Source organism: Shewanella livingstonensis, from assembly GCF_003855395.1.
In the GTDB taxonomy this organism is placed as follows: Bacteria; Pseudomonadota; Gammaproteobacteria; order Enterobacterales; family Shewanellaceae; genus Shewanella; species Shewanella livingstonensis.
In genome coordinates, this window is record NZ_CP034015.1 from 3056237 (window position 1) to 3068574 (window position 12338).

12 protein-coding genes are annotated in these 12338 nt (G+C 41.0%); all 12 read right to left on the reverse strand.

The features are described 5' to 3' along the window. Positions 1-15 precede the first annotated feature (15 nt). Entirely contained in the window at positions 16-951 is a 936-nt protein-coding gene (lpxM, locus tag EGC82_RS13195; RefSeq protein WP_124731176.1) for a lauroyl-Kdo(2)-lipid IV(A) myristoyltransferase, read from the reverse strand. A 588-nt stretch (positions 952-1539) separates the two neighbouring features. Beyond that, positions 1540-1839, reverse strand: a complete 300-nt coding sequence (gene ihfA, locus EGC82_RS13200; RefSeq protein ID WP_011637176.1) for an integration host factor subunit alpha — start codon at positions 1837-1839, stop codon at positions 1540-1542. Between the two features lie 3 nt (positions 1840-1842). Continuing rightward, the gene (gene pheT, locus EGC82_RS13205; protein ID WP_124731177.1) at positions 1843-4230 is read right to left on the reverse strand and encodes a phenylalanine--tRNA ligase subunit beta; all 2388 of its coding nucleotides are present in this window, start codon (positions 4228-4230) and stop codon (positions 1843-1845) included. A 15-nt stretch (positions 4231-4245) separates the two neighbouring features. Beyond that, the gene (gene pheS / locus EGC82_RS13210; protein WP_124731178.1) at positions 4246-5229 is read right to left on the reverse strand and encodes a phenylalanine--tRNA ligase subunit alpha; all 984 of its coding nucleotides are present in this window, start codon (positions 5227-5229) and stop codon (positions 4246-4248) included. Positions 5230-5623: 394 nt separating this feature from the next. Beyond that, positions 5624-8470: an ExeM/NucH family extracellular endonuclease gene (locus tag EGC82_RS13215; RefSeq protein ID WP_124731179.1), complete on the reverse strand. Its 2847-nt coding sequence runs from the start codon at positions 8468-8470 to the stop codon at positions 5624-5626. Positions 8471-8676: 206 nt separating this feature from the next. Next, the gene (locus EGC82_RS13220; RefSeq protein ID WP_124731180.1) at positions 8677-9561 is read right to left on the reverse strand and encodes a putative ATP-dependent zinc protease; all 885 of its coding nucleotides are present in this window, start codon (positions 9559-9561) and stop codon (positions 8677-8679) included. A 54-nt stretch (positions 9562-9615) separates the two neighbouring features. After that, complete coding sequence (locus EGC82_RS13225; protein ID WP_124731181.1) at positions 9616-9966, reverse strand: DUF3802 family protein; 351 nt, start codon at positions 9964-9966, stop codon at positions 9616-9618. Between the two features lie 80 nt (positions 9967-10046). Beyond that, positions 10047-10622: a YceI family protein gene (locus tag EGC82_RS13230; RefSeq protein ID WP_124731182.1), complete on the reverse strand. Its 576-nt coding sequence runs from the start codon at positions 10620-10622 to the stop codon at positions 10047-10049. Between the two features lie 50 nt (positions 10623-10672). Further along, on the reverse strand, positions 10673-11170 hold the full coding sequence (locus EGC82_RS13235) for a YaiI/YqxD family protein (protein WP_124731183.1): 498 nt from the start codon (positions 11168-11170) through the stop codon (positions 10673-10675). Beyond that, positions 11170-11808: a pyridoxamine 5'-phosphate oxidase gene (gene pdxH, locus EGC82_RS13240; protein ID WP_124731184.1), complete on the reverse strand. Its 639-nt coding sequence runs from the start codon at positions 11806-11808 to the stop codon at positions 11170-11172. The genes EGC82_RS13235 and pdxH overlap by 1 nt, the downstream gene beginning before the upstream one ends. 181 nt (positions 11809-11989) lie before the next feature. Next, positions 11990-12076, reverse strand: a complete 87-nt coding sequence (locus EGC82_RS21850; RefSeq protein WP_425272667.1) for a hypothetical protein — start codon at positions 12074-12076, stop codon at positions 11990-11992. 83 nt (positions 12077-12159) lie between these two features. Continuing rightward, a complete protein-coding gene (locus tag EGC82_RS21745; protein ID WP_279630002.1) occupies positions 12160-12291 on the reverse strand; it encodes a hypothetical protein in 132 nt (43 codons plus the stop codon). Between the last annotated feature and the right edge of the window lie 47 nt (positions 12292-12338).

Below are 12338 nucleotides of genomic sequence, written 5' to 3' on the forward strand. Positions count from 1 at the left end.
GGTAATGGTTATATTCTAGTAAAAATCGGGTTCGCCTGGAGGGCGGGTTTTGAGTAATTTCAAAAACCACATATATTGTTCTGGGTAGGCATTAATCACTTCCTCGACTACTTTATTTAACGCAATAGCCTCGTTCTCTTTGCCAATCATCTCATCTGGGTTAATCGCAGGCATCACCGTCATAATAAATTGCTTAGCTTGCTGATTATAGCCTATCTTAACGGGCATAACTTGGGCATTACCGGCTTGAGCTAACCGCCCTACTACCGGTAAAGTGGCTTTAACGGTGCCCATAAAAGGCGCAAATACGCTATGATCTGGACCTAAGTCTTCATCAGGTAAATAGAAAAAACTATTATCATTCTTTAACTCTGCTAACAAAGCTCGGATCCCTGCTTCGCGCATATACACACGGCCATTTTGACTGCTGCGCATCCGATTACTAAACCAGTTAAATAGTCCGTTGCGATGCGCTTTGGCCATAGTCACTAACGGAATTTCCATGTTAATTCTCAGACCTGCGTACTCCATCGGCCAGACATGAGGCATGATAAAAATAATCGGTTGCTTGGCATCTCGAGCCGCCTTTACATTTTCAAAGCCATTAAGTTGAATGCGGCGTTTTAAGTGGGTATTAGAACGAAAAAGCAGCTCAGATTGCGACAATAAAGTAATCACAAATGTCTCAACATTCTGTCTCACTAACTCATCTACCTCTGCAGCAGACTTATCTGGAAAGCAGTGCGTAATATTTATCTTTGCAATCCGTATTGGCTTATTAGCCACTTTCATTACCACACGAGCTAACAACCTAGCAATGGGATCTCTAACACTTGCGGGTAACACGCCAAATAGAAACAGCACTGCGATAGCTAACCATGTTCCCCAGTAACGAGGATGCAACAGTGATTTATTAAAACGAGTATCAAAATATTTTGCTTGTCGTGCCAAAAGAAACTCCAAATACACAGACCGAGAACCACGGCGAAAAATTATATTATAACAGTGGTATTATACTAGGGGTTGTTGATCTTTGCTGGTTGAATTTTGTTCGAGTTAAAAACGTTTTAATCGAGGCGAATGGATTGATGCCTAGTCATCTAAGCAAAGTTCATTCAACAAAGAGTAAAACGTTTTTAGCCGAACCCTCCGGGCAGCGTTTGTTGGCCATTTTTACTGCGTTATCGACATTTTATGTAGAATAACTACACCTCGAAGTCTCTGCCGCGCAGTTGTAAATGTGAGTAATGGCCAATAATTCGCTGCAAAAATAACCTTGAAAGATCAACAGCCCCTAGCGATTAATAAGTGCGAAAAAAAAATTATAAAAGACAACTGCAAAAAACAGTGCAACCCAGTTCCGTATCCTTATTTATAATATGGTTTTAGTACACATTGTTCGATATGAAAATAACAATATAAATAAGCTGGGTATTATACAAACGGTATATTCACCAAACTCAAAAACAAAAGAGCCACTCAATTAAGAGTGGCCCTTCGTAATACAGATCCGATCGGATTGGCGTATTAACTAGTGAATTATTTTTTACCCGAATTTGCCGCTTCAACTCGTGATTTTAACTTCTGTCCAGGACGGAAGGTAACAACACGACGTGCAGAAATCGGAATATCTTCACCAGTTTTCGGGTTCCTTCCCGGTCTTTGATTCTTGTCCCTAAGGTCAAAGTTGCCAAAGCCAGATAACTTGACCTGCTCACCACTTTCGAGTGCTTCACGAATTTCTTCAAAAAAAGACTCGACCATCTCTTTAGCCACACGTTTGTTAATGCCTAATGTTTCAAAAAGATGTTCTGCCATTTCGGCTTTGGTAAGTGCCATACTTTAATCCCTCAACGATGCGTTGAACTCGGTCTTTAGAGCCGATACTACTGATTCCATAGTCTCAGTAATATCTTTATCTTCAAGTGTACGAGTAGTGTCTTGTAACGTAAGTGCGATGGCTAGGCTCTTTTTACCCGGCTCAACACCTTTACCTTGGTATACATCGAACAAGTTTAAGCCAACCAACTGATTTTCGCCAACTTTTCTTATCACATTCATAACATCAGTTGCCGAAATAGCTTCATCTACTACCACTGCGATGTCGCGTCGGTTAGCAGGAAACTTAGATACAGCTTGGGCTAGCGGCAAACGGGCGTGCAATAATGCATCCAGTTCTAACTCAAAAACAATTGTTTTGCCATTGAGGCCAAACGGCTTTTCCAAACTAGGATGGATAGCACCGATGTAACCAATGACTCGATTATTTCGTAATATTTCAGCACATTGACCTGGATGCAGCGCAGGATGTGTTGCCCCTCTAAAACTAAATTCTGTAGAGGCAACTGTCAAGCCGATTATTGATTCTAAATCACCTTTTAAATCAAAGAAGTCGACAGTTTTCGACTCCATTGACCAATGTTCTTCGTTTTGGGTACCTGAAATGACCGCGCCCAGCATGGCTTGTTGACGAACGCCAGAATCTGCTTGTGCATCAGGAACAAAGCGTAAACCGGTCTCAAATAAACGCACTCTATTTTGCTGACGGCTCTGGTTATAACCTACTGCGGTCAATAAACCAGTAAACATTGATAAACGCATGGCTGACATTTCGACTGAAATCGGGTTTGGCAACACCATGGCTTCTTCGCCTGGATGAACAATATTTTGCATTTTAGGATCAACAAAACTGTAGGTCACCGCTTCTTGGAAACCTCGAGCAACAAATATGCTGCGAACACGTTTAAGCGAAATATCAGCTTCTTGGTGATCTGGCATACTTAACGCAGCCATTGGAGCAATGTTAGGAATGTTGTTGTAACCGTAAATACGGGCCACTTCTTCGATTAAATCTTCTTCAATCGCCATATCAAAACGATATGTTGCTGTGGTAACCACCCAATCATTGCCGTCAACGTTCACGTTAAAACCAAGACGCTCTAGAATTTCAACCACATCAGTGTCTGGAATAAAGTGACCTAAGGTTTTATCTAATTTATTGCGACGTAACGTAATGATTGCCGCTTGCGGTAAATGCTCGGCCGATACCGCTTCAATCACTTGGCCAGCTTCGCCGCCGCAGATATCTAATACAAGACGGGTAGCACGGTCCATTACTTTATGTTGTAGCTCAGGGTCAACCCCACGCTCAAAACGGTGTGACGCGTCTGTGTGTAAGCCTAAACGACGAGATTTACCCATAATCGCTAATGGAGAAAAGAAAGCACATTCTAAAAGAATGTCTTGGGTGTTTTTATTCACACCAGTACTTTCGCCACCAAAAACACCGGCAAGTGCAACAGCTTGTTTGTCGTCGGCAATCACGAGGGTATCGCTGGGTACAGTAATTTCGTTACCATCGAGCAAAGTTAACTTTTCAACACCATCAGCTAAACGAACGGTAATACCGCCGTTTAAGGTATTTAAGTCAAACGCATGCATTGGCTGACCAAATTCAATCAATACGAAGTTAGTAATATCAACAATCGGATCGATTGAGCGGATACCACTGCGACGCAATTTTTCTTGCATCCATAATGGCGTAGCAGCCTTAACATTGATGTTTTTAACCACACGGCCTAAGTAACGTGGGCACAAATCTGGTGTAACAACATTAATGCTAAATGGCGCGTCAATCGTGGCCGTTACCGCGTCCCAAGAAGGTTCTGTCACTGCTTGGCGATTTAATACACCCACTTCACGTGCAAGTCCTGCCATGCCTAAACAATCAGCGCGGTTAGCCGTCAAATCAACATCAATAATGGCGTCATCTAATTGCAAGAATTCACGCACATTGACACCGATTGGTGCATCAATCGGTAGCTCAATAATGCCATCGCTTTCGATGTCGATACCTAACTCGCCATACGAGCACAACATGCCCATTGACGGTTGACCGCGCAACTTGGCTTTTTTAATTTTAAAATCGCCAGGTAACACAGCGCCAACCATTGCTACAGCAACTTTTAAGCCTAAACGACAGTTTGGTGCACCACAAACAATGTCGATGAGCTCATCGCCGCCAACATTGATTTTGGTGACGCGTAATTTGTCGGCATCGGGATGCTGGCCACATTCAACCACTTCACCGATGATCACGCCGCTAAAATCGGCGGCTACAGCATCAATACCGTCAACTTCAAGACCGGCCATAGTAATTTGGTGTGATAATGCGTCACGACTTACTGATGGGTTAACCCATTCACGAAGCCAAGATTCACTGAATTTCATCTGATTTTAGCTCCGTTATTTGAATTGCTTAAGAAAACGTAAATCGTTTTCGAAGAAGGCACGTAAATCGTTTACGCCATAGCGCAACATGGTTAAACGCTCAACGCCCATACCAAAAGCAAAACCAGAGTATTTTTCAGGGTCTATACCTACACTGCGCAGAACGTTTGGATGTACCATGCCGCAGCCTAATACTTCTAACCACTTACCGTTTTTACCCATAACATCTACTTCGGCAGAAGGTTCTGTGAATGGAAAATAAGATGGGCGGAAACGCACTTCTAAATCTTGCTCAAAGAAATTACGTAAAAAGTCATGTAAAATACCTTTAAGCTCAGCAAAATTAACGTTTTCAGCAACCATTAAGCCTTCAACTTGGTGAAACATTGGCGTATGAGTTTGGTCGTAATCGTTACGATAAACACGGCCTGGAGAAATGATCCGCAAAGGTGGTTTTTCATGTTCCATGGTGCGAATTTGCACACCCGATGTTTGCGTGCGTAACATTACTTTTGGGTTAAAATAAAACGTGTCATGGTCGGCACGAGCAGGATGATGCTCTGAAATATTTAACGCATCGAAATTATGGAAATCATCTTCAATTTCAGGGCCCTGCTTAACAACAAAGCCGAGTTCACCAAAGAATGTTTCAATACGTTCGATAGTACGCGTAACCGGATGTAAGCCACCAATATCTAAGGTACGACCGGGTAAAGTCACATCGATATTTTCAGCACTTAATTTTGCTTCTAATTCTGATGCTTTCAATCCATCGATACGCTCAGTCAACTGTTGTTGAACGGCTTGCTTTGCTTGATTGACGGCGGCGCCAAAGGCAGGTTTTTCTTCTGCACTTAATGACCCCATCATTTTCATCATGTCAGTGATTTTACCTTTTTTACCAAGGTAATCGACACGGATATCATCCAATGTCTTTAGATCACTGGCCTTGTCGATGACCTCTAAGGCTTGTTCTACGATCTCGGTTAACTGCTGCATGTTATCATCCACTGCATTTGTGCATATCAATGCGATTGGGCGTCTGGCCGACTAGCGTAAAATCGATAGTGACGACGCGGTAGCTTAACTCTTGTCAAAAGCCACAAAGAGCTAAAACTAAGCTTAAAAATAAAGAGTGAAATTTTACGTTAGCGACTGCCATTTTACTAGTCATTATTGGACTTTTTAATGCCAAATAGTTGTATTTACCTACAATTTCGTCTTGTAGGCTGGTCATGATTGCACATCATGCATCATTCTTAGTAACAGCAAGGGAATTTTTGTCTGCAAGTCACAATTCAACGTACATAATTGAGCAATAAAAAAGGCGCATTATGCGCCGTTTGATTTATACCAAATCAGATAAAAATGACTGAATCTATGGCAATATTTATTATCTAAAATGCACAGATACAGAGCCTTTTCCGCCATCATTATCAACTACAGTTAACGCTACGGCATGCTCACGGCGACTAAAACTAAATGCCACTGGCCCACGCGCTTTACGGCCATTATTAAATAACCATTGATGATGTTTAATAACACCGTCTTGATCATAACTTGTTGAAATAAACAACTGCATAAACCATAAATTCACTCGCTGAATTTGAGCTATGGGTACTAAATTTACTGCCTCCACTACAATACTGACGGTGCGAATACTGGTTGCCACCGCACCTTTATCATCGGTAATAGTTAACTGTACTTGGTAATCGCCTGACTGCAAATACTGATGTGAAGCCGTCATGCCTGACTCCACAGCACCATCACCAAAGTCCCACTGATACTGGGTAATTTGACCATCACTATCGGTTGATGTTGACTGAACCTGCAATACACCGGCGCTTAATTGTTGCTCAAAACTGGCCACAGGCAACACATTTGATGGCGTAAATTTGAATGAGATAATCACAGGGTCGTGATCAGAGGAGCGAAATGCATCAGCTTGATACAATTCTTGTCGTTGCATTGCCGATTTATACTCTTCGTTGTAGTCAAGTGCACTAGGCTCATCGCCGTTAATATGCCATTGAGTAATACCCACAACGTTGCTGAGTAATGCACTATTAGCCAAGGCATGATCAAGCTGGCCAGACTCGCCTGAGTACACATATGAGTATGGCTTTGGCGCTCCTATATAGTGGGCTAATTCATTATAACCATGACTTGCTAACATGGTTAACGGATCTTCTTTAGCATAAGCATTTAAATCACCCATGACTAACACTTTACTGTCGGGATATTGCATGGCTAACCATTGGCCAATTGCATCACTTGCCCGTGTACGAGTTTGATTACAGTTACCTTGGCCATCTTGCAAGTCAGGATCGTTCAGGCTATCACAGTTGCTGCCTTTGGATTTAAGATGATTAACAGCAACCACCACATTTTCTTCAGAGCCCTTAATCATAAACTGCTGGGTTAGCATTGGGCGATTTTTACCATCGTCAAACAATGCGGTACCATTATCATCGGTTGGAGAGTTGACTGAAGATAATATACGAGCATCACCTGAAAGAGCGAGTTTATCAGTGCGATAAATCATCCCTACGGTAATCGCATCCGTACCTATTTGTGCCACGCTAGGAACAACATACGCATAAATTGTTGCACCCATTGCCACATTTAAACCTGAAACTAAATCGCTAATGGCTGAGTTGGTGTTATAGCCATCATTTTCAATTTCCATTAAACCAAACACATCAGCATTAATGATTTGCATTGCACTGATAATTTTTGCACGTTGACGCTCAAATTCAGTAATAGTATCTGCACCGCGTGCGGTAGGAAAACCATTACCATCACCAACGCCATTAAAGTAATTGAGCACATTGAAACTGGCTATATGTAAATCAGCATCGACCACAATTTCTGGCGCCATTTGACGTGGATTACTTTGGATAACGTTGACTAAACTGGTAGGCATAATGCGGAACTGATTAAAACCATAATGCATCACACCTTCAAGTGCAGTGATATTATCACCGACCCGCATGGTATTATCGGCAGATAATCCTGGTGCAGGATACACAATAACCTCCGGATTCTGGCTAGTATTGCCATCATCTAAAATAATGCTGTCACGGGCATTGTCAGCAGTCACAGCAAGCGCATCAGCTCCTGGATTAGCTACTTGAGTTCCAATAAAATGGCGGCTACTGCCTAATAAGATTTCACCGTAGCGGCCTAAGTTGTATACCTCGTTGACCACTAATGCTTGGTCGAAATACACTCGCATACCTTCAACACGTTCAAGTTGTTGATTGTCTGCTATTGGTAAGTTAATGCTAGCCACAACTGGTAATAACTGATTTGTACCACATAAAGCAAACTGGGTGATATTAGCTAACTGAGTTGTGCCTTGGTATTCTGCAACTGAGGCTTGCAAACGGATTCTATCACCAGCATTTACATCCAGAGGTTGATTACCGCTATAAACAAATATGCCTTCCGAAGTTGCTATGTCACCATCCGCTTCTGCATCGGTCATTTGCAAGAATACGCCTTTTAAGCCCACTTGCTGATTGCTAGTAACGATAGCTTCAACGACCACAGAACGGCCTATTAAAATACTAGCTTCGGCATTGCCTTGTATTGCGTGAATGGCAACAGCAGATTGGCCACAAACAAACTCCACCGAATCAACAGGGTCTATGGGATCTATAGGGTCCGTTGAACCATTAGCAGAAAATTGACCTAAATCACTAATATCATCTTGAGCAAAACCTTGCCAACCCGCTAACGTGATTTCATCGTCAATCACTTGATCTGGCGTTAAGTTATGTGTGTCACGTCGAATAGTATTGTTTTGAGTTGATAAGTTGCCACTGCCCCACTCAGATCCAGGGTCAACACCGACTTGGCCCAACGAGTCAACAACATTGGCGTTATGGCTTAGCACAATGGCATCGTCACCATTAAAAAAGCTCGCTGTACTAATCTGTTGAGCAATTGAGAGGATCTCTGCTGAAGCGTCATTATCTGCAATAACAAATGTTGAATAAGCAGCAATATTACCATTCAAGGTAATATTGCTTGTCGCTGTAGTATTGCCATTAAAATAAAATGATAATACATAATCGCTTAACGCTATAGTGGCATCTGTTGGGTTATACAACTCAATGGCTTTGTTATTACTGCTGCCTTCGACATATTCTGAGATAAGTAAATCTTGTGCGCTGACTTGAAAGGCCATCAATATTGAAATTGATGCCGCAAGCAAGGTTTTATTACTTAACATGTTAGACCCTTATTATTATCCATAATGTTCGTTAACTGATGTATATCGTTAACATCTTTTTATAAATTTATATCCTAAATCGGGTCTTACTATATCGATAACCGATGACAGTTAGGTTGCAATTATGTTGCAGAATTTGAGAAAAAAACATAAAAAAATACCGCTCAATGCGAGCGGTATAGACAGATAATTTAGCATAAACGCAGTTAATGTTTTTTAGATACATCAACCATATAATGGCCTTGTAACCAATTTCGTCCAATTAACAATTTGTAACCCATTTTACTACGGTCTTTGAGATTTACATCAACGACAAACTCATGACGAGGTTCTCCAACGCTTAACCTCACCATATAACGCCTTTCGGTACCTTGTGCATTGCGAATTAACGAAGTACCCCTAATTTTGGTGCGTACGTCGGCTTGTTCACCTTTTTCATTGGCCGTAGTAAACGTAATCATCTTACCTATGTTGTTTTCAATATTTATGGTGTCTTCTTTCTCAACTCTAATATTAACAGCATGCAATGAATTCTCTACAGCACCAGTATCAATACGTGTGTTGTACATTAAACCTGTTTGCTTAACACTCAACTCAGCTAAAGGACCAATAGTCTTTTTTTCTGACACATCCACTATATAATTACGTTTTAAAAAATTACGACCTATAAGTAACTTGTAATTCATATGGCTGCGATCACGTAAATTAACATGAATATTGTGCAACTTATCGGAAAAGCCGACATCAAGCTTCACCATGTAACGGGTTTCAATTCCTTGAGAATTTTTCACCGTTGATGTACTAACAATTTCAGCTTGAATGCGTTTTTTCTCACCACGTTCATTTTCAGTGGTAAATTCAACAATCTTACCGACATTACTTTTCATTTTTTCGGATTCACCGCCAATAATGTCTAAATCAACCGCGTGTAACGACGTATTAACGGCACCAGTATCAATGCGGGCTTTATACAGTAGTCCAGACTTAGCAACTGTCAGGGTTTCCACCTGATTTAACACAATTTTATCACTCGCAAACACAGATATAGAAAGAAAAAATAATACAGTTGAAATCGCAATTCTTTTAAACATGATCAATTCCAAAAAATCCACAAGCCACTTTAATAGCGGTCAGTTCATGTGCGTTTATCGCAATAAATGATCAACTTCTTGATCAAATAAATTTTTAATTAAACCTGAAAACTCAGTAATAAAGATACTTTGTTCTGGGGTGGCTAGCTGATTAGCTACTGAGGCTAAAATCTCTTCTAAGTCATACACTATTGCATCAATTTCACGGATCACCATATTACGCTGAGCAAATGATAATTGCGGGTTTTGTCCACATACCATAATGATCTGAGCAGACAATTGCTCTTCAAACAGTTCCATGACAGTTTCCGTTGCAGCTACATTATTCTCAGAGGCCTCAAATAAGCCTAAATGTTCAGTTAAATACTGAATTAAATGTATGTACCCGTCTTTGTCAGTAACCATTTTGTCTCACCTTTATTAAATCGATTTAACTAAAATGGCGGTCAATCTTTATGATCGAAAGCCATTTTAAACACTAATAACTATTGCGCTAAGGTTAGCACAAATGACACTGGCACCGCTAAGCTGATACTCGGTAACCCCGCCATTTCCTTAAGTTTTTCGACACCTGATACGAGGTTAAATTCATTTGCTTGTACAATCACTGGCGCTAAGCTTGAGATCACCATTTTGTTGTCAGACAATTTAGCCACTAATACATCAAAGCTCTTTTGCTGTTTCTGACCATGTAATTTAATGGTTGCTTCAACTTGGGTGGTTAACGTGTCACCCACTTTTAATCCTGCAAGCAATTTAGGATTAACTACCGCGTCTAAGGTTAACTTTGGAAACTGGGCAACTTCAAATAACACGGTCTGCATACGCTGATCGCGAACTTCAATACCAGTATCAACGCTGGTAAGGTCAATCGATAAAGAAAATGCTCCTGCATCAGTTAATGAACCTGCAACTTGTTTAAAATGATGCACTTCGGCAATATCTGCTTTCTTAATAGAAATAAAGCTCACCCGAGAGTGATCTTGATTGACTTGCCAATCGCCTGCCATTACAGATGTACTTAACAAGCTCGCGGCTAAAAAAGGTAACCATTTTTTCATCATAAAGTCCTTTGTATAAAAAGTCAGATTAAGTATAGAGTAATCTGTGGTTATATCTTGCTGGGGATCAATCTAGCCAGCCATTTGTCTAACGCTTGTGCAAACGCGTGCTTATCCGTTTGCGAAAAACTATTCGGACCACCAGTATGTATACCGCTGCTGCGCATTTCTTCCATAAAGTCGCGCATAGTTAATATCTGTTTGATATTTTCAACTGTATATACAGTGCCACGAGGGTTTAATACCAGCGCGCCTTTATCTACAGCATCTGATGCCAGAGGAATATCAGCAGTAATAACTAAATCCCCTTTGACGACTTGGTCAACAATGTAGTTGTCTGCTTCATCAAAACCTGAACTAACTCTGATCATGCTAATTAATGGTGATATTGGCACTTTAATCATTTGATTAGCCACTAATACCAGCTGAATTGATTTACGCTCAGATGCCCGAAACAACATGTCTTTGACAGGGTTGGGGCAGGCATCTGCATCAACCCAGATTTTATTGGTTATCACCGCTAAATGCTCCACTTCATTAACACTCATTAAGGTGCCAACCGATCAATATTCCAATCCGCATCGGTTTTAGTGTAAATAAATCGGTCGTGTAACCGATGTTCGCCTCCCTGCCAAAACTCAATACTGGCTGGACGGATTAAATATCCACCCCAAAATTTAGGCAAAGGCACTTCACCTTGAGCAAATTTAGCTTTCATTTCGGCAAATTTGCCTTCTAACGCCTGCCTTGCGCTAATTTTGCTAGATTGCTTAGATACCCATGCGGCAATTTGGCTGTCTTTGGGTCTAGACATAAAGTATTTCGCCACATCTAACATAGATAACGGCTCTGCTTGACCTAATACAGCTACTTGACGATCTAGTGGATGCCAGGGAAACAATAAGCTAATTTTGCTGTTAACCGCTATCTGTTTTGCTTTGCGGCTTTCTAGATTAGTAAAAAATACAAACCCGTTATCATCAAATTTCTTTAGCAACACAATACGTTGAAATGGCTGACCATCTTCATCAACCGTGGCGACACACATGGCGGTTGGATCGGAAAGTTGGGCATCTTTAGCCTGTTGCATCCATTGTTCAAATAGATCCATTGGGTTAGTAGGCAAATTAGCTCTTCTTAATCCACCTTGGGTATATTCACGGCGAATATCACTTAAATCACTCATATTGGCTCCTCATTAAAGCTTGCTGGATCTATTCTACGCTGAGCAGACATAAAAAAGCTAACGTCAACGCGTTGGCTAATGTGTTTAATTACAAAGTTGAAATTACTTTTTAATTAAGCCTTTACCATCTGCTCAAACATGCAGCATCTCAAGGCCCGGTATAGCACGTGCAAGGTCGTTATTACAGCACAATCATAGATGGTGTCACTTCACCCCTTTCGATACCAACAACATTAATACCGTGTAATCCATGAATAATTTGCATCATTTTATCACGGGTTAAACCAGTACGTAGTGGTGTACTCGTACCGCTGCGAAAGCGAGCTCGACAAAATAAATATCAAACGCAATCTATAAAGGCATATCACCAACACGAGCAAGTACTTGCTCAACAATCTGTTGCGCGGTTAAGTATTTGACGTTAGTGGCATCAATCACCTTAAAATAATAGCATTCTTTGCTATATTCCCTGCGAATGCCCATTTAGATTAAATGATCAACATCAATTAATCTTTCACGTGGAGCATGGT